We start from the raw sequence: 25,929 nt of genomic DNA, 5'->3' as shown, positions 1-25,929 counted from the left end.
GTCGCTTGCTTCCTATGATATAAAAATAAGGCTACCACACCTGCTTAGTATGGTAGCCTTTTATAATATCTAAATTACTCGTTTCCGAAAAGATCTCGTGTATATACCTTATCAACTACATCCTGAAGATCGGGTGTAATTCTGTTTGCGATAATGAAGTCGCACTCTCTCTTGAACTCGTCGAGGTCGCGAACAACCCTTGAGTTAAAGAAGCTGTCTTCTTTGAGGGCGGGTTCGTAAACCACGCACTCGATGCCGCGCGATTTGATTCTCTTCATGATGCCCTGAATCGCAGACTGTCTGAAGTTATCGGAACCTGCTTTCATTGTAAGTCTGTAGACGCCGACCTTCTTGGGGTGAAGTGCCCATACTCTGTCTGCGATGAAATCTTTTCTCGTTCTGTTCGCATCAACGATCGCAGTGATGAGGTTATTCGGAACATCCTCATAGTTTGCGAGAAGCTGCTTGGTATCCTTTGGAAGGCAATATCCGCCGTATCCAAAAGAAGGATTGTTGTAGAAATCTCCGATTCTCGGATCGAGGCAGACACCGTCGATTATGTTTCTGGTGTTAAGTCCCCTGACCTCAGCATATGTATCAAGCTCGTTAAAGAATGAAACTCTGAGTGCAAGATATGTATTGGCAAAAAGCTTAACAGACTCTGCCTCTGTCGTATTCATAAGAAGCGCCGGAATGTCTTTTTTCAAAGCTCCCTGAACAAGAAGGCTCTTAAACATTTCTGCCCTCTCCTCAGCTTCCTCTGAATCGGTATCATAACCCACAATAATTCTTGAAGGATAAAGATTATCGTAAAGCGCACGTCCCTCTCTCAGGAACTCGGGTGAAAAGAGAATATGATCCGTTTCATACTCTTCCATCACCGACTCGGTATAACCAACCGGAATCGTTGATTTGATAACAATAAACGCATCCGGATTTTCTCTTCTCACCTTATCAATAACGCTCTTAACAGAAGACGTATCGAAATAATTGAGCTTCTCATCGTAGTTTGTCGGAGTTGAAACAACAACAAACTCTGCATCCCTAACGGCCTGCGCAAGGTCGCAAGTTGCTGTAAGTCTCAAGTTTCCTTTCTTAAGATACTCTTCTATCTCCTTATCAACTATCGGTGAGATTCCCGAATTTATCATCTTAACTTTCTCAGGAACAATATCAACCGCAATAACATCATTGTACTGCGCCAGAAGAACCGACATCGCAAGTCCCACATATCCTGTTCCAACAACAGCTATCTTCATTCTATTTACCTCTGAATTCTCAGTATTTTTCTAAAGTCTTTTAAAGTCAAAACACTCCTGAACCATTTTAATAAAAAAAAGGCAGGTAAAGCAAATTGTACGCGACATTGCAGATGCTGTTTCAGAATTTGAATGTCTCCTTAGGGCCAAGGTAAGACGGTGAAGGTTCCTCTCCTGCTTTATGTATCACCAATTTCTGAATAACGAAGTTTGGATCTACCGCATAAACATTGATATCATTGACACCGGCTTTAAGCTTCAGATCTGCTTCGACAACTCGCTTGTTTTCTGTAACAACCAAAGACCAATACGGATTTCCGTCGCCGACAGCAAAATCAGGCTCGATCATATTTATTTTATTTACATCTCCGTCATTCACGCCGATTCCGAAGTATATCACATTATCCCTTGAGTAAGGGTTGCTCGGATTGACATAGAGCTTAAATTTGTAATCGCCCTCTGAAGGAACTTTAACTTTATAAGTAAGCTTTGGATAATCCTTTTTGTCTTTTCCAAAAATAACATCCTGCGGATATGCCTTAACCGCATCAAGGCCTCTGCTGTAATCTTCTATAACTTCAAAACTTCCGCTTACTGAATCGGTTTTATTTGCATAGTCTACAGCATCGATTGAGATATAATTCATCAGCTCAAGCTTACCGGGCCATGTTCTCTTATGAAGCGGTGCATCTATCATCTTCTCGTTCATGTCGAGTGTTTTTCCAAGCCAGTAGAACGTGCCGTCGGCTTTTTCACCGCATCCGATATCGGACAAAGTATTTACCGGAAGCTTAATCACTACATTGCCGTCAGAGCAGCGAATACATATTTCAGGTGTAACATCGCCCTTTTTATACTTTTCCCTGTCAAGTCTGATCTTTAAGATCTTGATCGTATTAGGCGCAACAACTCCCTTTTCCTCTGATATAGCAAAGAACTCATTGGGATTTTCAATTTCGTAGCTGCAATCAACTCTTCCCGCAGTTGAAAGTATAAGTTCCGCCTCATCCTTTGAAGGATCGAGGAACGCATCTACAGCACCCACATGTCCCGTCCAGAACTTTCCTTCCGTATAGAAGTCGGAGCCCTTTACCGAGACTATAAGTCTTTCTTTGTTTGCAGGTTCAAAAGTATGGATCACAGGGTACTTGCATCCTTCTTCGCACCAGTCATTAAATCCTATGTGCTCTGAAAGTCCCATTCCGTACCACTTTCCGTCTTCGATCGTATGAAGTTCATCTACAATCTTTCTGTCATATGCGATGCAATCATCTATTTTCTTTGCAAGAGTCATTGCATAAGTACTTCCCTGCTCCGCAAAAGCATGGTTCAAAGTTGTAAGAAGCCACATCTTCTGAACATTGAGATTTGCGGTAAGCGGAAGCCATATAAGTTCATAGAAAACAAATCTTGTATTGCCTTCAAGGTTATTTAAAAGCTCATCGGCATCCGCCATGAGATTCTCAATTTTTTCAAGCGTATCAAATGTCTCGTTATAAGCAAAAGGCGCATAGACTTTATCATTCATAGCCTCAGTTCTTCTGCTTGAAGTTATCCTTGTATAGCCTTCAAGAAGCTCTGCGCACTTATCCATGTCAGCCGCAGAAAGCTTGCCATCGAAATTCTGCTTAACTATAAGCTTTGTATATTCTTTTGCACTCTTTGGATTAGAAGTTCCATAGCGGTCAAAATCATATGCCAAATCCAGGAAGTATCCCAGAGGATATTCGTTACTGAAGACATCACCGACATTGACAATCCAAAGATCCCTTATACCAAAGTCATAGGCTGTCGTCATCTGCTCCCAGACCTTGGAAAGATGCGATGTATTAAACCATTCAAATGACACCGGAAGACCATGATAATCAAAATGATAGTACATTCCGTATCCGCCCTTGTGGCTTCTCATTTCTTCTGTGGGCACGGTCCTTAGATTTCCGTGATTATCATCACAGAGCATAAGTGTTACGCCATCCAATTCAGGATCGCCCATGAGACCTTCCGTATTCTCATCGCCGTAGAAATAGGGTTCTACCTCCTTATAAAGCGCAAGCATTCTCGGAACTTCGTCGAGGTTCTCATTTACATTTTCCCTTATCAGTCTGTTCTGCGTTGAAAGAACTTTCCTTAAAAGATCGATATTATCCTTTAAAGTAGCCTCCGCTCCCATGATAGCGGTATCAGCTTCGCCTCTCATACCGACGGTAATCACATTCTCAAACTTACCGCTTCTCTTAAGACCGTCTTCCCAGAAACGTGTTATACCTTTCTCGTTGGTAAGGAAATTCCATGCATCACCATATATAGAATCCTTGCCCCTAAGGTACTTATACTCTTCTCCCTGCCTTAAGCACGGTTCATGATGGCTCATTCCCATTACCACTCCGAGTTCATCGGCAAGAATCACATTCTCAAGTCCCGGACCGTCGTCAGGGAATATAGCTGTCCACATGGCAGGCCACAGATAATTACCCTTAAGTCTTAACAACAGTTCAAAAACATGTTCATATACTTTGGCATTAAAACCGCCGAATCTCTTATTACAGAAATTTCCGAAAGCCGGCCACTCATCATTAATAAAAAAATCCTCTAAACTTAACTGATGGCTCTTTTGAAATCATGCAGTAATCAGAAGGAATTTTGAATTCATCTGTTTTAACGGGCTTTACGTCAAGCCAATCGATAAAAGGAGATACACCGAGCATCTCGGAGAGCTTGAACATTCCGTAGATTGCTCCACGCTTATCGCTTCCAACAATAACAAGAGCATCACCTACAACTGTAATCTTATAGACTTCTCTTTTTCCCTCAATATCAGATGTATCAACGCCAAGCCCTGCTATAAGCGCATCTCCGACTGTTCCTACATATATAGGACTTTCTGAAGCCTTTTCCTCATGTACTTGGGGCGCACTTCCAAAAACCGCCTCCATATCGCCGGAAATCTTCGCAGCAATCTTCTTAATGCCGCTCAATGCATCTTTATCATAAATGATCGCATTTCCACCATTTTCAATCTTAGCCTTTGAAATAATAAAATCCATAAATAGTCCATCCTTTTTAGTTGCCTTACTATTCTTTTCCATAGGAGGCCGTACTTATTAGCTTATTTTCAAAAACAGCCCCTTATGCAACATAATTATCTGCATCTTATCACGTAGTCCGGCTATATACAATAAGCAAGTTAGCGTCTCTAAAACGGATATCTTGTCTCGTCCCCTTTTGCTTTCCTGCTATATCCATAAACCACAAACATCTTTTCACTCTCGTTATACTCATAACTTATAGAATGCTCGTGTAAAATACTCTCTATCTGCTCCCTTACACTGTATTCATTTTCTTTTGGAGGCAAAAGACGTCCTACAATTTCCGACTTTTTTATAGTATCCTTGATAGCAAACCATTCTATTTCAGCCCTATTCATGTGGAAAAAATGCTCATCACCGCGGATAGTCCAGAAGAACTCGGGAGCTTTTTCTTCAAAGAGCGTTTTATAATTTATCAAAAGATCCGGTATTTCATCTATATCATGAAAAAGCTCATTCCACTTAGTCTTATTCATATATGACGTAAGCTGCCTTTTTTCCACAACATCCAGAATCTTATCGCTTAGCGTCTTCTTGCCGTTATACTTACCACTCTCAATCTCATCTATCAGATTTTGCATAATTCCCGGAACTTTATCATCGATTATTTTGTAATGAAACAGCGCTGACACTCTCTCACCATTCCGTTCAACATAATACCAGCCAAAATCCTCCCATCCCTCAACAACAAACGCTATATTTCCCTCCCATTGAATTTTGTACTTAACAGAAGATACCTTTTCATCCGACTCAACATAAGGCTGTACCACACCACTACGCAATTCAAACAGTTCTTTTAATTTATCGTATATTTTTTTCGGCAACTACTTATCCTCCAAAAATTCCCTATCATAGAAAAGTGTTATTTGCTTTTACAAAACAGAGTCTTTATATTGCGCTATAATCCGCCTTTTCTTGAATTATGCCCATATCTGTTTCTCATGTTTTCAACTAATTTGTCGGCTTCAGCTTCTGATATCTTATCATAATCAGTATCCCCTCCAACAAATTTCCCTAAAATCTATTGCCAAATTACACTTTTCTATTCGGCTAAACCTTGATATATCCATATATTTCTCCCATTCAGGTTGTTTGTTTTATCATAAAAATATTTCATTAAAAAAAATGTTAATCATATATAATATTAGTCTTCAAACGAAAAAGCAATACTCCCACAAAAGCCCCGTTTATTGTATATTTGAAACGCACAAGATTTCATGATAGCTGCATCAACCAAGCCAATTTAATTGCCCGCACCAATGAGCTTGGTTTACTCTTGACTTATTCCTCGTGAACCCCGCAGCAAATACAGCTCTCAGTAACTGCGATTATTCTTCGTTTTTTCTCAGAATTCCCCCAAAAAAACAGATAAAAAATCATAGTTGACAGGTATTATCTGTGTTTTTGAGATGCATAATGTAGATAAACGCTCTAAAAACCAGATAAACAATGGTATTTATGCTGTTTCAATCTGTGTTTCTACTGCTAATTTTGCGGAATATATCATAAAACCACAGATAATTAAGGCCCTGTGTACTTCTTTTATCTGGTTTTTCTTATATTTTCCTCCGAAACTCGCCATATTTTCACAGACCAAAAGCACTACATATTCATTTTTATCTGTAGGACATTATGTCATGGCCTTCATAACACTTTAAGAAGCTTAGTTTTGACCGTAATTCCACTTTTCCTCATTATGAGTCACTCAGCAAGCCTTTCTTCATTGACCTTAATTCCGCATCTCATCAACATGAGTCAACCAGCAAGGCCCTTAAATCGCCCAATAATATTTGAAACGCGCAGCTCTCGTGCAATCAGCATGGAGGCTTATCTATAACCGATACAGACCTGTACGGCCATATGGCGTAGCCTACCGAGCGGTATCAGTTTGGAAATGCGAAGATTCGGACGAGCAAGATGATTTTCAAATTGAATAAAACCCGAAAATGCCGACTTCTCTGAGCAACGTCGAAAGGAGGCATTTTCGGGTTTTATGAAATTATGAAAATCACTGCGCAGACGAACACAAGCATTTCCAAACTGATACCGCCGGTCGGCTACACCAAATGGCCATACAGGTCGTACGCTATAAAAAGCCCCCGCGGTTTAAATCTCCGCGAGGGCTCCACACAATACAATTATCTGCTGTTCCTGTTTTTGAAGTAAGCGAACAGACTCTGCAAAATTATGAAGAAGCACAAAAGCGCTGCCGTCATAATGTTACTCCAGCTTGATAAAAGCTTTCCGTTGGTTGTTACAAGCGTCGAGATCGTTCCGTTTATGAGAACACCAAAGAGCGATCCGATAACGTTGCCGACACCGCCTGTAAGAAGCGTTCCACCGATAACCGCTGATGCAATCGCATTCATCTCGAAACCGAGCGCCTGCTGAACAGAACCTGACATAGTGTTGAGGCAGTAACAGATTCCTCCGATAGAGCAAAGGAATGAGGAAAGCATGTAAGCCTTCATCTTTGTAGCCTTAACATTAAGTCCCATCATTGTAGCCGACTGCTGGTTTCCGCCAACCGCATACAGACTTCTTCCAAACTTTGTATATTTAAGTATGAAGAAAATAAGTGCCACAACCAAAAGTGCTATAACTACCGTAGGTCTGATAAAAGGAACTACCGTCTTGCCTTTTTTATTTACATATCCGAGAAACTTTGGAAGATTGATCTTGGCATTTGCCCATTTGTAAAACGTAGGATTCATCTGCTGTGTGATTGAAATCTGATCGGTACAGATAACCGCCGTCATGCCTCTTGCAAAGAACATTCCCGCCATGGTAATGATAAACGGCTGAATCTTGAGGTAACCAATCAAAAATCCCTGTACAGCACCGAATACAAGTCCAATAACAAGTATTAGTATAATAAGCGGAATACAGGGCCACCCCTTAACGCCCATTCCGTAAGCAAGTATCATACAATCCATAGCTACAAGCGATCCTACAGAAATATCAATTCCGCCGGTGAGCATTACACATGTCATTCCGCATGCAACGCAGATAAGTCCCGCGTTTGTAATAAGTAGATTCAAAAAAGTCTGTACATGCGTAAATCCTTTAGCCGAGTAAACAACACATCCTGCCGCATACATCACAACAAAAAGGACTATGGTGATCAAAAGGAGCAGCGTGTTTCCGCTGAATTTTTTTAAACTCTTCATGCCTCCTGACCTCCTTCCGTCTTAAGTGCTTTTCTTTTTGCCTCAGTGTTTGCGATCCACTCTTTAAATGTAGGTGCCTGAACAACTACGATGATCACAACTATGATAGCCTTAACAACAGGCGCCTGGTCAGTCGAAACACCCATAGCAAGAAGGGTTGTCGTGATAGCCTGAATTGTATATGCTCCAATTACCGAACCGGCAAGATTGAATTTACCTCCGCCAAGTGAATTACCACCGAGCGCTACCGCAAGAATGGCATCAAGCTCGTAGTTAAGTCCTATGTTGTTTGAATCTGCGGAATAGATACGGCTACTTGCGACCATTCCGGCAATTCCTGCACAAAGACCGCAGATCACATAGCAGACAAAGCATATCATCGCTGAATTTATACCGGAGATTCTGGCAGCTCTGCTGTTAATACCTGCTGACTGAACGTACAATCCAAGTGCAGTCTTTTTTAGCAGTAACATCACAACCGCTATAACAACGATCGTAACGAAGATAGCCGTCGGAATAGGACAGCCCGGTATGAAATTACCAAGGTACTTATAAGGCTCGTATCTGATGTATGTGATCTGGTTGTTACACATAAGAAGGCCGATGGCTCTCGCCGCTGTGAAAAGAATAAGTGTAGCGACCATAGGCTGAATCTTTAATTTAGCAACAAGTGCACCGTTCATGGCGCCGCACAAACCGCCGAGGAAAATTCCAAAAAGGATTCCCACTCCCATCGGAACTGCAAGTTCTGTGGTTGAGTTAACACCGTAGCCTGCAAGCATCATACAAGTTCCGCAAGCCGATAAACTCATAACAGAACCTACAGAGATATCAGTTCCTGCCGACACCGCAACTACAAGTGTCTGCCCCACTGCAAGAATCGCTATCTCACTTCCTCTGTTCAATATATCTATAAGTCTTCCATACAACACTCCATGTTGAATACCGATACTAAAAAAAGCCGGATTCTTTATCAAATTTATAAGAAGAACCAAAAGAAGGCAGAAGAAGGGCAAAAATAACTGCTGCTTCGTTAGTTTCTTTATTTTATCCATTACTTCTCACCTCCCGCGATCGCACTCATTACACTCTCCTGCGTCATCTCTCCGTCGATTTCCCCAACCTTTTCGCCGTCTCTCATAACGCACATTCTGGTGCAGGTACGAAGCATCTCTTCTATCTCAGAAGAAATGAATACTACGCTCATTCCCTCTTGAGCAAATTGCAAAATAAGCTTCTGGAACTCTGTCTTTGTTCCGATGTCGATACCTCTTGTCGGCTCATCGAGGATAAGGAAATCAGGATGAGTGCACAGCCATCTTGCAAGAATAACCTTCTGCTGATTTCCGCCCGAAAGCTGTGAAAGAGGTGTTTCTCTACTCGCAGTCTTGATCTGAAGCATATCTATAAACTTGTCCGCGATCTCAATCTGTTTTGCTCTTGATACTTTCTTAAACATTCCGTTTCTTGCCTGAAGTGCAAGAATTATGTTATCTCTTACCGAAAGATCACCGATACATCCGTCGGCTTTTCTGTCATCGGGAAGATATGCCATACCTTCCTTTATTGCGTCGATAGGTGCCTTTATATTGATCTCTTTTCCCTTCATGTACTCTTTACCGGTCTGAGCCTTGTCTGCACCGTAGATGCAGCGCACCATCTCGCTTCGACCGCTTCCCAAAAGACCTGTAACTCCGACTACTTCGCCCTTATGAATCTCAAAGTCAAAAGGCTTTACTGTTCCCTTATGGCTGAGTCCTTCGGCTTTAAGCATGATCTCGGGATTTATCTCAACATTACCCTCGGGTTTGATAGCCGCAAGATCGTCAAAATCCTTACCGAGCATGGCAGCTACCAGCTTAACTCTCGGAAGTTCGCTTATAGAATAATCTCCTACAAAGCTTCCGTTTCTCATAACCGTGATCCTGTCGCAGACTGCATAAACCTGCTCTAGGAAATGGGTAACGAATATGATTCCTACTCCTTTTGCCTTAAGATCTCTCATTACGTCAAAGAGCTTTTCAACCTCGTTGTCATCAAGAGACGATGTCGGCTCATCGAGAATGAGTACCTTACATTCCATATCCACTGCTCTTGCAATAGCAATCATCTGCTGGATCGCAAGTGAGTAATTCTCCAAAGCCAGTGTCACATCGATAGATATGCCAAGGCTGTCCATTATTTCTTTTGCCCGCTTATTCATTGAACGCCAATCTACGGTACCGAACTTGGTAACAGGTTCGCGTCCGATGAAAAGATTTTCTGCAACAGAGAGGTTCGGACAAAGATTGACCTCCTGATAAACCGTTGCAATTCCTACTTTCTGTGCATCCTCTGTAGAGTGGTTAAAAACATTTCCTTCCACACCCTGCACGTAAACCTCGCCGGCATCACGCTCGTACACGCCCGTGAGACATTTTATGATGGTAGACTTTCCTGCGCCGTTTTCGCCCATCAGTGCGTGAATCTCGCCTTTATGAAGTGTAAGCTGTGCGTGATTGAGTGCTATGACACCGGGAAAGGCTTTCACTATGTCACGCATAACAATAAGTTCATTCTGCTCCATAAAATAATACCCTTCTCTTATTGAATAATTAGGGTAGTTCTCGCGAACTACCCTATAAGTTTTTCTATGATCAAATCTCTATAATCAGTACGCTTCATCAACAGTTGCTTTATCAACTACGATAAGGGGTTCTGTTACATCCTTGCCTGAATTGTTCTTGTAAGAAATGTCCTTAAGAACATCCTCTGATACGAACCAAGGCTCTTCCATGAATGTCTGCTTCTCAACTGTCTGTCCGCCCTGAAGAGCCTGTATTATCTTAAGGCAATCAGGTCCCTGAAGAGGATTGCACTGGAAGTCTGCGTTGATCTCTTTGTCGAGAACCTTCTGAAGACCTGCGGTACAAGCATCGAATGAGATAACGATTACATCGCCGTCAACACCGTATGAAACGCCTGCTGCCTTCATTGCATCGATAGCACCGAATGCTTCGTTATCGTTCTGGCAGATAACAACGTTGAACTTGCCTGCATATGACTTGCAGTAAGACTCCATAACCTTCTGTCCGCCTTCCTGTGTGAAGTCACCTGTCTGTGAATCAAGAAGCTTCCATCCTTCTGAATCTACGAACTGATGGAATCCCTTTGTACGTCCGATCTCAGCTGAAGAACCTGTTGTTCCTGTGATCTCAAGGATATTAAGTTCTTTTATGCCCTTTGCCTCTGCGTAAGCCTTAAGCCATGCACCTGCTGCAAGACCTTCGTTTGTGAACTCAGAACCTACCCATGAAACATATTTATCTGAATCATCGATCGTACGGTCAATTACTATAACAGGAATGCCTGCATCATCAGCCTCTGTAAGTACTGTATCCCAACCTGTTGATACGATGGGGTCAATAACGATGTAATCAACGTCCTGCTCGATAAAGTTACGAACTGCCTCAAGCTGTGCTGCCGAATCGTTATCACAATCTACAAACTGAAGATCGATGCCATTCTCACTGGAAAGAGCTGCCTTAACTGAATTTGTTGAAGCTGTACGCCAATCCGACTCGTGACCAACCTGTGCAAATCCAACCGTTATTGCTTCTCCGTCTGCTGCCGGTGCTTCTCCCGCGTCTGCAGATGTATCTGCCGGTGCTTCTGTTGCATCTGTAGCATCGGTAGCTGCCGTTGTATCCGCTGCGCCTGATCCGCCGCATCCTACAAGCATCGAAACTGACATTGCTGTAGCCATAATAGTTGCCAATACTTTCTTCTTCATACTTTGTACCCTCCATTTACAATATATATAATGGTTTCATATACACATTGTACCTATAACAGGGCTTTCTTCATAGAATTAGGATGCAACATGCACAACTTTCTATATTTTGACAATACAAATTTAGATGTTATACTTTTATAAAAAATACAAATTCACGGCAAATTACTATATCGAAATATTTTGGTTGAATTTCTTTGTATTTAGATGGATTTTTTTGGCAGAACGCTTAAATTTAATCTTAGAATTATCTGATAATTTTGATAAGCAAGTAGAATTTTATGTTGAATATTTTTCATATTCACAAGAAGACAAATTTTTTTACCCGAATTTATTAAATATTTAGAGGAAAAAAATGACTAAGGCAGAAAATATTACTCAAAAAATAAAAGCAGAAATATCCGAACTATTAGTATCGGGAAACATGTCCCTTCCGACGGAAAAAGAGCTCTGCACTAAATACTCATGCAGCAGACAGACCATACGCAAGGTAATGGCTGAGCTAAAGGAAGAAAAGCTAATAACCTCACGTCAGGGAAGCGGATACCGCCTTACAGGACTAAATCCAAATCCTAGAAGAAATCAGATCTGCCTTCTTCTTACGCGTCCCGACGATTACATATACCCCACGCTTATCTACGACATAGAAAGAAATCTTTCATCAGCAGCTGATATCCCCGTGTCTGTCTCTGTATTTGAAACACGTGCCGACTTCTACAAGGAAAGCGTTATTTTAAAAGATCTTCTAAAAAACCCACCGCTTGCGATTCTCTCCGAGTGCTTCTCACTTATGGCCAATCCAAACTCAGGCCTTTACAAGATGCTTGAAGAAAAGGGCTGCGCCGTCATCTTCCTCTACGGCACTTACAGAAATATGGAAATCTTCCCTTCCGTCACGGAAGGAACATACGACGCCGCATACAGCCTGGTCTCACACCTTCACTCAACCGGATCCGTTAAAATCTCCGGCATATTTCGAAACGGCAATCCTCAGGAATCTTCCATGCTCTACGGATTCATATCCGCACTCAGAGATTTAGGTTTACCTTTTGACAAGAGCAGATATATCATTGACGGCGAGCCGCACTCCGATATCGTAAAGCTTTGCGAATCCGGCGATGCCCTGATATTTGGAAGCGATGAATATGCTTATCCGTATGTAAAACAGCTGAGAAATATGAACCTGATAAATAACGGCGATAAAAAAATATACAGTTTTGATAACAGCTATCTTTCACAAGTAAACTCTTTTCGCATAAAAAGCTTTGGGCACCCCAGAAGTCCACTCGCGTCCGCAATAGCAGAAAAGATCGTATCAATAATAAAAGGACAACCAAAAATTTCGATTGTCCTTCCTTATCAGCTGTTCTGATTTCTGTACTCCTTGGGAGACATTCCGTACGTCTTCCTGAATACAAAGCTGAAATAATGTGAATCCTTATATCCCACAGCAGCCGCAACATCGGCCGTATGCATTCTCTTTTTCACAAGAAGTTCCCTTGCTTTATCAAGACGCTTTGCGGTAAGGAACTTCACAAACGTCGTATCCATCTCCTTACTGAATATCGCGCTGAGATAACTGCTGTTTACAGAAAGTGCCTCCGCGACATCACTTAGCGAGCAACTCTCATTCATATAATTTTCATCTATATATGCTATCGCATCGCTTATAAGCTTATTTCCCCGCTTATCCGTCGGTTCATCTTCAATCCCGACAGGAGCATCCTTTATCAATGACTCATATTTTGCAGCTATCTCTTCCGTAAGGATATGCGTATCCTGAACAAAAAATCTGCAGGCAAATGCATGGTTTACAGCGTTAAAACACTTTTCAAGTGCGCTGAATCTCTCAACGGGCTCACCCGCCGAGGCGTACCATTCTATCTTGTCATCTTTGTCCCCGCAGATCTCCGTGATCTTGGAAATACCTTTGTCAACGTAATCTGCGACGATATCTTTTTCACCCTTAACAACAACGATGTATGTATTAAGCGACCATCTCGACAATATATACGCAGGAAACCTGATGAAATAACTCATAAGCTCCTCAAGCGCTTTGCAATACTCGACAGAGCCAATCTCTTCAATAGGCTTCTCTTTGTCTTTTATGGAAAAAAGAATCAGACTGAATGCGGAAGCCGTGATATCAAGCGATAGTTTCCCAGCTTCAACATAGATATCTTTTACCGGCATTCTTCCCGTAAGAACCTTCTCAAAAAATTCCCTTCTCTGAAGCTGCTCATACTCCTGCGTCTCCATCTGATACTGCAGAAGATACCCTTGCTGAATGCGCTCTTTTTCTATCTTCTCTTTTACGCTGTCAAGAACCTCTTTCATTCCCGACTTCGTTATCGGCTTTGAGATATACTGATCGACGCCCTCTTTGATAGCTCTTTTTGCATACTCAAAATCATCGTATCCGCTCATGATGATAATGCGCATCGATGGGAACTCTTTTTTCACGATATGACTGAGTGACAATCCGTCCATAAACGGCATCTTGATATCCGTGATAAGAACATCCGGCGCCGTTTTCCTTATAAGTGGCAACGCCATCTCTCCATCACCTGCTTCCCCGACAAAGTTAAACCCGTACTCCTTCCATGGAATGTTGTTTCTAAGGCTCTCCCTAACAACACTTTCATCCTCCACAAGAAAAACCTTCAGCATAGTAACCCCTTCCCATTATTAGATACTGCTAAAAAAATGCCGCTCCGGACAGCATTTCCTAATAATTCCTGTCTTCGATGTACTCATCGACGTTTTCTTTTGTAAATACCTTTTCTTCCATGTAATAGGTCTTTTTTATTTCTTTTCCAGATTCAAGACCATTTATAATCTGCGCAAGAAGCTCTCCCGAATTGGGATTGCACTCTACATCGACATTTATAACACCTTCTTTGACAAGCTCCAGCGCTTTCCTTGTTCCGTCAAAAGATATAAGGATAGGATCTCCTGCGCCGCCTGTCTTAACCCCTGCTTCATTCAAAGCTTCAATGGCTCCGAAAGCCATATCATCATTTTGACATACTATCACGTCTATGTCATCAAACTCTCTAAGGAGCCTTGCCATGGTCTCCTTTCCCTTGGTCTGAGTAAATTCTCCTTTTGCGGATGCGATCATTTTCCAGTTCATGTTTCTGGCCGCAATGGCACCAAAACCTCTGGCTCTGCCTTCCTGCGCGGAAGATCCGCTTGTACCCTCAATTACAACGATATTGATGTCATCCTCGCTTTTACCCTGTTTCTCAAGATGCTCTTCCAGCCATTTCCCTGCCGATGCCCCTTCAGCGTACATATCCTCCCCAATAAAAGACGTGTACATTGATTCATCATTTACGGAAATATTTCTGTCGAGCAGGATAACAGGTATCCCCGCGTCCCTTGCTTCTGTAAGAACAACATCCCATCCCTCCTGGATCACGGGACATATAACTATATAGTCAACTCTTTGAGATATAAAACTTCTGACCGCTTTAAACTGCTTCTCCTGTTTCTGCCTTGCATTGTCGTAGATAAGAAAGAATCCGTTATTCGTAGAAAGCGCCGACTTAACCGATTCGGTATTCGCACTTCTCCATGTCGATTCGCTTCCAAGTTGCGAAAAGCCTACACTTATAAGCGCATCATCAGACATCGTCTCAATACCGCTGTCTCCCGACGTGACATCATATACAGAAAATCCGGTAAACGGCCCGCACCCCGTTATCGCTACCGCTACTGCCGTCAAAAGAGCTGCGATCTTATATTTCTTTATCAGCATTTGTATCCTCTTCATGATTGAACAAAATTGCCGGAAGCACCACCGATACAGTGGTTCCTTTTCCAAGTTCCGATTCTATTGAAATTCCATACCTGTCACCGAAATTCATCTTGATTCTTTCGTTGACGTTTGCCATGCCAAATCCCGTGTCGGTATCTTTGGCAGGTTTATTCAGTTCTTTTCTGATATGGTCTAGTGTCTCTTCGTCCATTCCGACTCCGTCATCACTAACTTCAAATCTGATGAGTTCGTCCTCTATTCTGCCGGTTATCCTTATAAGCCCCGACCCTCTCTTGTTCTTGATGCCATGGTACAATGCGTTCTCAACAAGAGGCTGAAGCGTCATCTTCAGGATCTTATAATTGTTTAAACTGTCATCAATATCTATATAATAACACAGTATGTCGGAATACCTCACGCTCTGAATCTCAAGATAACTTCGTATGTGCTGGGCTTCTTCCCTTATGGTTATCCACTCTTTTCCGTGACTTAAAGATATCCTGAAAAACTTGGACAGAGAAACAACCATGTCTTCGGCTTCCTGACTTTTTCCGTCTTCAATAAGCCAGACTATAGTATCAAGCGTGTTATATAAAAAGTGAGGATTGATCTGCTCCTGAAGAAGCCTTGCCTCCGCCATTCGCATTTTCTTTTCATCCTCTCTTATCTGTTCCATCTGTATCTCGAGATGCGCCGCCATATCATCTACGCTCTCGGAAAGAAGTGTGATCTCATCCTCGAGATTAAATGATGTTCTTACAGAGAAGTTTCCTTCCGCAATCTCCTTTGTCGCAGAACTAAGCGCATCGATAGGCTGAACGATGCTTCTTGCGATCTTATCCGTTGTAAGGACGGTGCACAGTATTCCAAGGAGAAGAAGGACTCCCAGAAGGACAAGAAGATCTTCCATCTCTTTTAACAGGCCTTTGTTTATGACTTCAATAGTCTTGGTCTGATAATAGATGTAGTACTGGATATTGTCCTGAATAAGCTCTGTCAGTGAATATATGTTGGAATCAAGCATCTCGACGTCTTCATCGTAATTGCCGCCCGCTTCTACACTTTTCCTGATATCACCGAGCCTGTTCTCCAAAGTATCAACGTTTCTTAAAAGAGTCTCAAGCCATGTTCTGCTGTTTACCTCGGTTGTTATTGTCTTAAGCTCTGTAAAGTCCTTACGGATATTTGCAACAAGCACATAAGGATCCGTCTCATCTCCGCTTCCAAATGCGTCTCTTCCGACGATTATCCTGTACACACTCTCATCCATCTGCTCCTTGAAAGTCAGATTGTAACTGTTCGCAACAGTCAGATTGCTTACGATGGTATTGTATGCATCGGAGTAATTTATCAGCGAGAATATCATGTACAAAATAATCAGCACGAACGGCACGGTTATCATCGCCGCCAATATGATCAGCCTTCTTTTGAGAGGCTTCTTAACTCGTGGTTTGTTGTTATCGGGCTTATTTTTCATACTAAATTCAGTATACTTGTCGGGAATGGGGCGGTCAATGATTTAGACTTTGCCTTTGGACGCCTTGCCTTTGAGGACGTTCAGACGCAGGACCATATGGGCGGATATGCGTGTGTACGTCTTCGGTGTGATTTTCTAAAATTCATGAATCGGCAGATGCCTCATTTCGCGTTGCTCAAGACAATCGGCATCTGCCGACTCATGAATTTTGAAAATCAATCACCTCGTACGAATACACGCCTATCTGCCCCTATGGTCCTGCGTCTGAACTGAGCACTAAATGGCGAGGGGTGTTCATAAGACATAAGCATAGATAAGACAGAGGACGATTACTTGCAGGATCTGTACTGATAGAAACGCGGTATTTAGTACTGCATCGACAAAATAAAAATAGGGATTATCACCGGCGTAAAATATATTAAAATCAATATAGGATTACTTTCGTATGTTTTTGCATAGATTAATGGGATAGAATAGTTTTTTCTGGGATGTTAATATTCATTGCTTGTAGCAACGGCAGCTTTCATAGTACTGTTGCTACGAAAGGAGATTTTCGCTCATGTTAAACGAAAACATAAAAAAGATTAGGCAATCAAAAAGTCTTTCACAGGAGGAACTTGCTATCAAATTGAATGTTGTGAGACAAACCGTTTCGAAATGGGAACGTGGTCTGTCAGTTCCGGATTCGGAGATGCTTGTTTCTATTTCTGACATACTGGATACTCCCATCAGTACTCTTCTTGGTGAAACAATATCAGAAAATTCTCAGAAAGATTTGAAGGTAATATCCGAAAAGCTTGAAGTCATCACGCTTGAGCTTGCAAGGCAAAAGGCAATGAGGCACAATATTCTTCATTGGATTTTTTTAGTACTGAGTATGGTTATTGTAGCTATATTTATTATAATTCTAATGGCAGGAAGTCCTTATCTTAATTGGGATTACAGTGATCCCGAGACCGCTGTTGCAGGGACTATTTTGCATGGCTTTGAGTTTGTATTTGTCAGAATTGCGCCCTTTGCTTTTTGCGGCTTTGTATGTGGGGCTGTCATGACACTTAAGAGGAGGAAATGATTATAAACGGAGGATACTCCGCAGAATACTATCGAGCGTGATGATGGATGGAGAGGCTTTAGAATTCAGGGAGTGCTTGATTTTTCATTGATCGGTATTCTCTCAAAGCTGTCCGGCATACTCGCGGAGCACAAAATCGGCATCTTCGCCGTATCGACATACAACACGGATTATATTCTTGTAAAAGAAGAAAATTTGGAGCGAGCGCTTAGCGTATTAGCTTCTGAAGGGTATACGGTAATTTAAAGCAAAGCAGCCTGAATAAGAGTTATATCAACGCACTCGCTTCCAAAACCATGTCAGCTTTAACTGTTTTCTCAAGACAAAGTCTGACATTGGCCATATCACTGTAATCAACAAATCTTGTAGCAGACTCAATATCATTGCCGCTTTTCATCTTGCGGTCGATGAGTCTTTTCCGCAGCATGGCTTCATTTGCTGTGATGCTGATAGTGTAATCCGCCATAGCCCTTAGCCTGTTCCATCCGTCCATATCAAGTAAGAGGTAGTTCCCCTCCAGAAGAACTATATCTTCTGTGATATGAATCGCATCCTCCACAGGATTATGCAGATGCCTGTCATATATAGGCCAAAAGGTATCTTCCCCGGAGCTCACCTTTTTTATCGCAGCAGTCAGTTTCTCTAGGTCGAAAGTAACCGGCGCTCCCTTTATCTCCACCATCTTCACTTCTTTACCATCTCGTAACGTTGTATGTGATAACAGATACTTCTGCCTTCTGTGAAATCCATCCATTCCGATAGCTTGCAGGTCCGTAATGTCATCATTTTCCCTTGAGAGCTTTTCAAGAAAGCTTACAAGCGTGCTCTTCCCCGCTCCCGGAGGTGCTGCGAGCATCACAAGAATTCTCCTTCCCTTTTCTTTTTGCAAAGCAGAAAGCTCCTTAAGCAGCGGCAAAAAGAGCCGCTCAACAACCTCGTCACTATATGTGGCATCCACGTGTATGCCGTTTATCTCTACAGAATAATTTGCCATTTTACATCGGTGTCCCCACTTCTATTAAATTGCCGTCCGGATCATAAAAGCGTATGACTTTCTGGATTTTTCGATATCTTTAACAACTATCAGGAAGTTTTTAAGTCTCATGGGGGTCCTTTCTTCATTATTGTCTATAAAAATTGGATGCATACCATACTACTTCAACAAGCTTGAACCTAGTTCCTTACCCCAATTGCTTCAGTCATGGATTCGGTCACAAAATAAGTATCAAACGCCACCGCCATCACATCATCTCGGCAATCATGTATGTTTCCAGCGCTGATAAGCATTCTTGAAGCAGTTCATTCTCCATCCACATACGTCTCTGAGCTTTTATTCGTGCCTGTTCTTTTAAGCTCTCTAACTTTTGTTTTTGAAAATTATCCATATCTATTATCCTTATACAGCATCATACAGCGGGATTTTTAAAGTTGCATCTCTTGCTGTCATAATCAAGGCAAATACTTGCTTTTCAACAGCAAGATTCATAAAGCTGTTTATTCCGCTGTCATTACCAAGGCATAAACTGTTTTTTTCAACAGCGCCTTTTATAAAACTGCATTTTCCGCTGTTATGCTGCAAATACAAACTTTATTTTTGACACCGAAAATCATAGATTCTTGTGAAGATTCCTCACCGGAATCCACAGAAGCATTCACATCAGCAGTTTCATTTTCGTTCTCTATGTCTACGTTATCAGTAACAGTGCTATCTTTTCCGTCACAAGCACATAGCATAAATGTATAAACGATCAATGTTAGTAAAAACCTTTTTCTCACTCAGACAGTACCCCCAACTTCATTTAATATCATCCCAAACTTTCATATGTTATTATATTAAACAGAAATATTGGTCAGTATCTCTACAAAGAGATTTTAACACAAGCAAAAAGTATGACATCTTAAATGAAATTACAGGAACCATGGACTACGATGCCATCCTGGAAAAACTGAAATAATTTCAGAACAAAAAAGCTCAATGCAGTGCCATCTCTGCATTGAGCCTTAAAATCACATCCGATTAATTTTCGCCATTTTTTTTCATTATATTCCTGAATAGTTGAATAAACATCAATACGAGCCTTCATATCTTCGGGCATTCCAACAAACATCGAACCATAGTGGAATGTATCTCCGTTCTTCGATGCTCTTACGATCTGAATGAATACGTGAAGGACTTCTTTTGTCCATATTGTAAGGTTAGCTTCGTAGTTAGCACCGATTGTAAGCTGCTTGTTTGTTGAGAATCCAACGCCGTCTCTTGATGCATCGGTAATTGTAATCTCAACTGTTTCGAAGCTCTCACCGCCAATTTCCTTAAGAAGTATTTCGCCTGCCAAATCCAGTCTCTTGGTTCTTCTTCTATTATCCATTATAAAACCCCCGATAAAAAGTGTTACTAATATAATACCTTATTCGGAAAAAATAGCAACTACTTTACACTATTTCGGCCATTATTACTGCTCAAGTTCCGCAAACGAAACAGTAAATTCTTCCAGATCGTCGAGGCGTAACATAATTCCGCCCTTTAGTTCTTTCTCATCAGGCTCGGCGCATCCGCCGTCAATGTCGATAACGTTCTCTTCCCGATACGACGAAAGTGGGCGAGCACATTTATCATCTCCGAGATAAAAAGCCGGCACGTGACCGATGACAAATACCCACGGTTTGCATGCGGCATAGTCATCAATGCTCTTATATATATCCTCCCTAAACGGCGAATACCAAACAATGTAACGCGCAACATCGGGATCGATATCTTTATAAGGTGTATCGATAATTTCTTTTACAAAAGCGGTATGTGTGAGGAAAAATGTAGTTCCGTTCACTTCAACTTTTGTTGAAACAGGACAGGAATTAAGCCATTTAAGAAGCTCTTTTCTCTCCTTCTTTCTAAGAAGCCTGTATCTGTGATAAGTTATGGCGCCGCCGTTCTGAAAAAGCCAGTTGATTTCTCTTCTTCCTTGGAACTTATTGAGATTGGGAGTGACACTTCCGTCTGAAGCGGCCACATGCAACATCATAGTCTCATGATTTCCCAAAAGGAAATGCATGTTATGAGCATTCATTACATGTCTTAATATCTTTATGCCGTCAGGTCCGCGGTCAATCGCATCTCCAAGCATATATAGTTTGTCAGCGCCCGAAAATTTTACTTTTTCGAGCAGTTTTAAAAATAATCTGTATTGACCGTGAAGATCTGATATTACGTAAGTTGCCACGCTGTCTTACTCCATCCTGTCAGTTATAAAGCATGCATCACCGAAGGAAAAGAATCTGTATCTTTCCTTTATTGCTTCTTCGTATGCCGCCAGAATATTCTTTCTTCCCGCAAGCGCTGCAACAAGCATTACAAGCGTAGACTCCGGAAGATGGAAATTGGTTATAAGGCAGTCAAGAACCTTGAACTTGTAGCCCGGATAAATAAATATCGATGTATCTCCGCTACACTCGGATAGTCTGCCGTTTTCATCAGCTGCGCTCTCTATAGTCCTGCAGCTCGTAGTTCCGACACAGATAACTCTGTGCCCGCTTTCTTTTGCCCTGTTTATCTTCTCTGCTGCCTCTGCGGTAACCTGGTACCACTCGGTGTGCATGTGATGTTCCTTGACATTGGTCACCTTAACGGGTCTGAATGTTCCAAGTCCCACATGAAGAGTTACAAAGGCCATATCTATGCCCTTGTCGGAGATCTTTTTAAGAAGCTCATCCGTAAAATGAAGGCCCGCTGTCGGTGCTGCCGCGGAGCCTTCGTATTTGGCATAGATTGTCTGATACATGTTCTTATCTTTGAGTTTATGTGTGATATAAGGAGGAAGAGGCATCTCGCCGAGTCTGTCGAGAACTTCTTCCCAGATTCCCTCATAGTAGAACTTAACGAGTCTGTTACCGTCCTCTACTATATCAAGGATCTCTGCGGTAAGTATTCCTCCGCCAAAAGAAACTCTTGCACCGGGACGAAGTTTCTTTCCCGGTTTAACCAAGGTTTCCCAAACATCATTCTCTTTTCTCTTAAGAAGAAGGATCTCAACCGCTGCGCCTGTGCCTTCCTTTTCGCCAAGGAGCCTTGCGGGTATGACCTTGGTGTTATTAAGAACAAGGCAGTCGCCGGGATCAAGATAATCAATGATATCGCTGAATATCTTGTGCTGCGTCTTTCCTGTCTCTTTGTCTATCACAAGGAGCCTGCACTCATCTCTTTTTTCAAGAGGGTCCTGAGCTATGAGCTCCTGTGGCAGATCAAAGAAGTAATCTGCGGTTGATAATCCAATCTGTGTTGTTTCTGACATAATATCTTACTTTCTAAAAAGAACGTTTTTATTCATTGCAAAAATCCATGTTCTCAAGGAATGCGATATATCCTCTTAGAGACTCATAGAGATCTGCCTTACTGATCACTTCGCACGGTGAGTGCATGTTAAGAACTGCTACTCCCGAATCAACAACATTCATGCCGTATTCTGCAAGAATATATGCGATTGTTCCGCCGCCACCTGCATCTACCTTGCCAAGCTCTGCAGTCTGGAACAATACGCCTGCATCGTCATATACCTTTCTTACTGCTGCAATGTACTCTGCATTTGCATCGTTTGAAGCATATTTTCCTCTTGATCCTGTATACTTGTTAAACACAGGGCCAAAGCCAAGATATGCAGTATTCTTCTTCTCAAAAACAGAAGCATAGCAAGGATCAAATGCTGCACTTACATCAGATGAAAGCATACTTGAATTTGCAAGGCATCTTCTGAATACAAGTTCATCATAATTTCCGTTTACAAGAGCAACTATCTCTGCAACGGCATTTTCAAAGAATCTTGACTTCATGCCCGTAGCACCGGCGCTGCCTATCTCTTCTTTATCAACAAGGATGCAGCATCCCGTTCTCTTAAGGTCTCCTGCTTCAAGAAGAGCTACTGCAGAAGGATATGCACATACTCTGTCATCGTGCCCGTAACCAAGCACCATGGATCTGTCAAAACCTGCATCTCTGCTCTTTCCTGCAGGAACTATCTCAAGTTCTGCAGATATGAAATCTTCTTCCTCGATTCCGTACAGATCGTATAAAAGTGCTACGACTCCTCTTCTTACAGCGCCTGAAAGCTTTCCGGCCTCAGCTTTTTCTTCTTTTTCAGCCTTAACTGCGTACTGCTCACCCTCTGTAAGCTTAGAATCATCTTTTTTATCTTCAGACTTCTCTTTTCCCTCAATAACAAAGGGTCTGTTTCCTATAACGAGATCAAGGGCTTCACCTTCAATTACGTTTGAAGCCTTCTTGCCCATCTGCTCGCTTGCAAGATGAACGAGAATATCTGAAATGAAGAATACCGGATCGTCCTCATCTTCACCGACATTTAAGATAACTGTCGTACCGTCTTTTTTAGCCACAACTCCGTGAAGAGCAAGGGGGATAGTCACGAACTGATACTTCTTGATACCGCCGTAATAATGGGTATCAAGATATGCAAGTCCGTTATCCTCATACAAAGGATTCTGCTTAACATCGAGTCTCGGAGAATCAATATGTGCTCCGAGGATGTTAAGTCCTTTTTCCAAAGGCTCAGAACCTATCTTAAACATAACGATGGATTTATTCATCCACACGGAATAAACCTTATCACCCTTTTTAAGCTTGGTATTTTCCTTTACAAGCTTGTTAAGCTCTCTATAGCCCTCAGCCTCGATCTCATTTACGATCGTGTCGATTGCCTCGCGTTCAGTCTTGGAATTATCAAGGAACTTTTTGTACTTCTCTGCAAACTTATCACATTCCTTGAGCTGAGTACGGTTATAAGTTGTCCATACATTCTTCTTATTCATATTGTGTACCTCTTAAATAAATCTTATCTTATGAACGAAGTTCTATGCCAAGATCCTGTAAGCCCTTAAGTATTTTCTTCATTGCTGAATTGATCTCATCATCTTCCATTGTCTTTTCTTTATCTCTAAACAAAAGAGAATAAGCCATAGACTTGAATCCCTCTTTGATCTGTGAACCTTCGTAAATGTCAAAGAGTGTTAATTCTTCAAGTTTCTTGCCGCCACGCTGACGGATCATCTTCTCGATATCACCCGCAAGAACGTTCTTTGGCACTACCATTGAGATGTCTCTTGTAACTGCAGGGAACTTGGCAATTCCTGTATATATTGTATCAAATTTAGCGTACTTAACAACCTCAGGCATATCGATCACGGCAACATAAACTCTTGTATCGATGTCATAGTTATCGCATACGGCAGGGTGAACTTCACCGAGATAACCGATAACTTCGCCGTCGTAAATGACATTTGCCTGTCTTCCGGGATGAAGGAATGACTTGCCTGCATTAGGGTCGTATTCAACCTTATCAAGCATGTTTACGCTGTCGAGAAGCTCTTCGATAACGCCCTTCATGCTGTAGAAATCGCCATCTCCGTAAAATCCGAGTGTGAGCTGCATTCTCTCATCGGGAAGCTCTGTAAGAGGAAGGCTCTTTGCGACATAGATGTTACCCATCTCATAGAGGCGAACGTCCTTATTTCTGCGGTTGTAGTTGGTTGCAAGGCTTGTAAGCATTCCGTTTAAGGAAATTGTTCTCATTATTGAGAAATCTTCTCCTAAAGGATTTGAAATCTTGATAGCCTTTCTTTCAACTGCGTCCTCGGGTAAAAGAAGCTTATCAAATACCTTGGGACTCTCGAATGAATATGTATATCCCTGTGAGAATCCGCAGAACTGTGCTACTTCTCTTGCCTTCTTCTCAACTCTCATCTTGAATGAGATACCGCCTGTTGTAGCGCTTGTCTTGGGAAGAGTTGTTGGAATCTTGTCATATCCCGAGAATCTGGCGATTTCTTCTGCAATATCGCACATCTGGTTGAGGTCCTGACGGAAAGAAGGGATGATAACTTCATCGGTCTTCTTGTCATACTCAACTTCTTCTCTCTTAAGTATCTCTATCATCTCATCCTTGGAAATATCTGTTCCGAGGAGGTTGTTGATCTTATCGGCTTCAAGCGCAAATCTCTTTAAAGGCTTGATGGGAAGTCCTACCTGAACTACGCCGGGAACAACCTTACCACATCCAAGCTCGTTGATAAGCTGGCAAGCACGGTTGATAGCATCAAGTGCATTTGCGGGATCAAGACCCTTTTCAAAGAATCCTGAAGCGTCTGTACGAAGTCCGACTCTCTTTGCAGACTTTCTGATATTAGGTCCGTTAAATGTAGCAGCCTCAAAAAGAACTGTCTTAACATCGTCAGTGATCATTGAATTCTCACCGCCCATGATACCTGCAAGTCCTACTTCCTTCTCAGCATCACAGATCATAAGAACTTCGCTGTCGAGCTTTCTCTCCTGTCCGTCAAGAGTTACAAAAGTCTCGCCGTCCTTAGCTCTTTTAACAACAATCTTGTTTCCTGCGATTGTTGAAAGGTCGTAAGCATGCATAGGCTGACCGTATTCCATCATTACATAGTTTGTGATATCTACGAGGTTGTTGATAGGTCTGATTCCTACGCTTGAAAGTCTTCTCTGCATCCATTCGGGTGAAGGAGCGATCTTTATATCTGTAGCAACCCTTGCGCAGTAATTTGTGCAAAGATCTGTATCCTTAATCTCAACGTCGATGAAATCTTTGACGTTTCCTTTTCCGTCTTCCTTAACCTTAACTACGGGAGCTTTGAAAGGAAGCTTGTATGTAGCTGCAGCTTCTCTTGCAAGACCAAGAATGCTGTAGCAGTCTACACGGTTAGATGTAACTTCAAATTCAAATACTGTGTCGTGGAGCCCCAATACCTCAACGGCATCAGCGCCAACCTCTGTATCTTCAGGGAAGATATAAAGTCCGTCTTCGGGAGCCTCGGGATAAAAATCCTTTGTTGAGCCAAGTTCCTCGATTGAGCACATCATACCTGCACTCGGAACACCACGGAGCTTGCCTGCCTTGATCTTGATTCCCTCTGCGGGATTCGGGCTTCCGTCATGACCTCCGGCAACACGTCCGCCGTCAAGAACAACGGGAACCTTATCGCCTTCCTTCATATTCTTTGCACCTGTAACGATCTGAATTGTCTCTGTTCCGATATCAACCTGGCAGATAACGAGCTTATCTGCATCGGGGTGCTGTTCGATTGTCTTGATCTGACCTACTACGATCTTTTCAAGATTCTTATCAAGTGCTGTATATGTTTCAGTCTTTGTACCTGAAAGTGTCATATCATCGAAGAATTCCTGATCGGTGCATGAAAGATCCGGCACATATGCTTTAATCCATGATTTTGATGAATTCATATTTTTTTCTCCTATTTATATAAAAAGATAATCGATATATTTGTTGCTCCGCTAGGGTTTTAGC

Annotated in this window: 21 protein-coding genes and 1 pseudogene; 3 read left to right on the top strand and 19 right to left on the bottom strand. The window is 42.0% G+C overall.

Features of this window, described 5'->3' with window-relative positions:
• Positions 1 to 74 precede the first annotated feature (74 nt).
• The 9 genes from CD00_RS0102290 to CD00_RS0102260 all read right to left on the bottom strand — a co-directional run bounded on the left by CD00_RS0102290 (position 75) and on the right by CD00_RS0102260 (position 11,287).
• Positions 75 to 1,259 carry a nucleotide sugar dehydrogenase gene (locus tag CD00_RS0102290; protein ID WP_026654427.1) on the bottom strand — a complete coding sequence of 395 codons (1,185 nt, stop codon included), beginning with the start codon at positions 1,257 to 1,259 and terminating at the stop codon, positions 75 to 77.
• 121 nt (positions 1,260 to 1,380) lie between these two features.
• Positions 1,381 to 3,837, bottom strand: a complete 2,457-nt coding sequence (locus tag CD00_RS16890; protein WP_081811813.1) for a glycosyl hydrolase 115 family protein — start codon at positions 3,835 to 3,837, stop codon at positions 1,381 to 1,383.
• Positions 3,833 to 4,303 (bottom strand): alpha-glucuronidase family glycosyl hydrolase, encoded by a 471-nt coding sequence (locus tag CD00_RS19015; protein ID WP_051594052.1) that lies wholly within the window; start codon positions 4,301 to 4,303, stop codon positions 3,833 to 3,835. Before CD00_RS19015 ends, CD00_RS16890 begins: the two co-directional genes overlap by 5 nt.
• A 149-nt stretch (positions 4,304 to 4,452) precedes the next feature.
• Positions 4,453 to 5,169, bottom strand: a complete 717-nt coding sequence (locus CD00_RS16885; protein ID WP_051594051.1) for a DUF6678 family protein — start codon at positions 5,167 to 5,169, stop codon at positions 4,453 to 4,455.
• 632 nt (positions 5,170 to 5,801) lie between these two features.
• Positions 5,802 to 5,927 carry a hypothetical protein gene (locus tag CD00_RS20850; protein ID WP_255346789.1) on the bottom strand — a complete coding sequence of 42 codons (126 nt, stop codon included), beginning with the start codon at positions 5,925 to 5,927 and terminating at the stop codon, positions 5,802 to 5,804.
• A gap of 556 nt (positions 5,928 to 6,483) precedes the next feature.
• The gene (locus CD00_RS0102275) at positions 6,484 to 7,515 is read right to left on the bottom strand and encodes an ABC transporter permease subunit (protein ID WP_026654426.1); all 1,032 of its coding nucleotides are present in this window, start codon (positions 7,513 to 7,515) and stop codon (positions 6,484 to 6,486) included.
• Entirely contained in the window at positions 7,512 to 8,570 is a 1,059-nt protein-coding gene (locus CD00_RS0102270) for an ABC transporter permease (RefSeq protein WP_026654425.1), read from the bottom strand. Before CD00_RS0102270 ends, CD00_RS0102275 begins: the two co-directional genes overlap by 4 nt.
• The gene (locus CD00_RS0102265; protein WP_026654424.1) at positions 8,570 to 10,081 is read right to left on the bottom strand and encodes a sugar ABC transporter ATP-binding protein; all 1,512 of its coding nucleotides are present in this window, start codon (positions 10,079 to 10,081) and stop codon (positions 8,570 to 8,572) included. Before CD00_RS0102265 ends, CD00_RS0102270 begins: the two co-directional genes overlap by 1 nt.
• A gap of 84 nt (positions 10,082 to 10,165) precedes the next feature.
• Positions 10,166 to 11,287: an ABC transporter substrate-binding protein gene (locus CD00_RS0102260; protein ID WP_026654422.1), complete on the bottom strand. Its 1,122-nt coding sequence runs from the start codon at positions 11,285 to 11,287 to the stop codon at positions 10,166 to 10,168.
• Between the two features lie 355 nt (positions 11,288 to 11,642).
• Between CD00_RS0102260 and CD00_RS0102255 the strand changes: the two genes are divergently transcribed.
• Positions 11,643 to 12,659 carry a GntR family transcriptional regulator gene (locus tag CD00_RS0102255; protein ID WP_026654421.1) on the top strand — a complete coding sequence of 339 codons (1,017 nt, stop codon included), beginning with the start codon at positions 11,643 to 11,645 and terminating at the stop codon, positions 12,657 to 12,659.
• Here CD00_RS0102255 and CD00_RS0102250 read toward each other — a convergent pair.
• The 3 genes from CD00_RS0102250 to CD00_RS16880 are packed head-to-tail and all read right to left on the bottom strand — an operon-like array spanning position 12,647 to position 16,527.
• Positions 12,647 to 13,957 carry a response regulator transcription factor gene (locus tag CD00_RS0102250; protein WP_026654420.1) on the bottom strand — a complete coding sequence of 437 codons (1,311 nt, stop codon included), beginning with the start codon at positions 13,955 to 13,957 and terminating at the stop codon, positions 12,647 to 12,649. The two genes, CD00_RS0102255 and CD00_RS0102250, sit on opposite strands and share 13 nt — an antisense overlap.
• 58 nt (positions 13,958 to 14,015) lie before the next feature.
• Positions 14,016 to 15,050, bottom strand: coding sequence for an ABC transporter substrate-binding protein (locus tag CD00_RS0102245; protein ID WP_185750377.1), 1,035 nt, complete (start codon positions 15,048 to 15,050; stop codon positions 14,016 to 14,018).
• Complete coding sequence (locus CD00_RS16880; RefSeq protein ID WP_051594050.1) at positions 15,031 to 16,527, bottom strand: sensor histidine kinase; 1,497 nt, start codon at positions 16,525 to 16,527, stop codon at positions 15,031 to 15,033. The genes CD00_RS0102245 and CD00_RS16880 overlap by 20 nt, the downstream gene beginning before the upstream one ends.
• Positions 16,528 to 17,086: 559 nt before the next feature.
• Here CD00_RS16880 and CD00_RS0102235 point away from each other — a divergent pair.
• Both CD00_RS0102235 and CD00_RS21320 read left to right on the top strand, forming a co-directional pair.
• On the top strand, positions 17,087 to 17,599 hold the full coding sequence (locus CD00_RS0102235) for a helix-turn-helix domain-containing protein (RefSeq protein ID WP_026654418.1): 513 nt from the start codon (positions 17,087 to 17,089) through the stop codon (positions 17,597 to 17,599).
• A 6-nt stretch (positions 17,600 to 17,605) separates the two neighbouring features.
• A pseudogene (locus CD00_RS21320) lies at positions 17,606 to 17,845 on the top strand (ACT domain-containing protein); the annotation flags it as partial.
• A 22-nt stretch (positions 17,846 to 17,867) separates the two neighbouring features.
• On the opposite strand, the gene CD00_RS0102225 reads toward CD00_RS21320, so the two are convergent.
• The 7 genes from CD00_RS0102225 to pheT form a co-directional block, all read right to left on the bottom strand.
• Positions 17,868 to 18,593 (bottom strand): nucleoside/nucleotide kinase family protein, encoded by a 726-nt coding sequence (locus tag CD00_RS0102225; RefSeq protein ID WP_026654417.1) that lies wholly within the window; start codon positions 18,591 to 18,593, stop codon positions 17,868 to 17,870.
• A gap of 551 nt (positions 18,594 to 19,144) precedes the next feature.
• Positions 19,145 to 19,375, bottom strand: a complete 231-nt coding sequence (locus CD00_RS20050) for a hypothetical protein (protein WP_185750375.1) — start codon at positions 19,373 to 19,375, stop codon at positions 19,145 to 19,147.
• Positions 19,376 to 19,497: 122 nt separating this feature from the next.
• Positions 19,498 to 19,968, bottom strand: a complete 471-nt coding sequence (locus CD00_RS16870) for a PilZ domain-containing protein (RefSeq protein ID WP_051594049.1) — start codon at positions 19,966 to 19,968, stop codon at positions 19,498 to 19,500.
• An 84-nt stretch (positions 19,969 to 20,052) separates the two neighbouring features.
• Positions 20,053 to 20,817, bottom strand: a complete 765-nt coding sequence (locus CD00_RS0102205) for a metallophosphoesterase (RefSeq protein ID WP_026654414.1) — start codon at positions 20,815 to 20,817, stop codon at positions 20,053 to 20,055.
• A gap of 6 nt (positions 20,818 to 20,823) precedes the next feature.
• The gene (gene queA / locus CD00_RS0102200; protein ID WP_034461917.1) at positions 20,824 to 21,885 is read right to left on the bottom strand and encodes a tRNA preQ1(34) S-adenosylmethionine ribosyltransferase-isomerase QueA; all 1,062 of its coding nucleotides are present in this window, start codon (positions 21,883 to 21,885) and stop codon (positions 20,824 to 20,826) included.
• A 28-nt stretch (positions 21,886 to 21,913) separates the two neighbouring features.
• Positions 21,914 to 23,413, bottom strand: a complete 1,500-nt coding sequence (locus CD00_RS0102195; protein WP_026654412.1) for an aminopeptidase — start codon at positions 23,411 to 23,413, stop codon at positions 21,914 to 21,916.
• A 28-nt stretch (positions 23,414 to 23,441) separates the two neighbouring features.
• Positions 23,442 to 25,865: a phenylalanine--tRNA ligase subunit beta gene (gene pheT / locus CD00_RS0102190; protein WP_026654411.1), complete on the bottom strand. Its 2,424-nt coding sequence runs from the start codon at positions 25,863 to 25,865 to the stop codon at positions 23,442 to 23,444.
• Between the last annotated feature and the right edge of the window lie 64 nt (positions 25,866 to 25,929).

The sequence above is a fragment of the Butyrivibrio sp. AE3003 genome, assembly GCF_000686065.1.
Classification (GTDB): Bacteria; Bacillota; Clostridia; order Lachnospirales; family Lachnospiraceae; genus Butyrivibrio; species Butyrivibrio hungatei_A.
The sequence above is the reverse complement of the archived record's forward strand: the minus strand, read 5'-3'. Positions and strand labels throughout refer to the sequence as shown.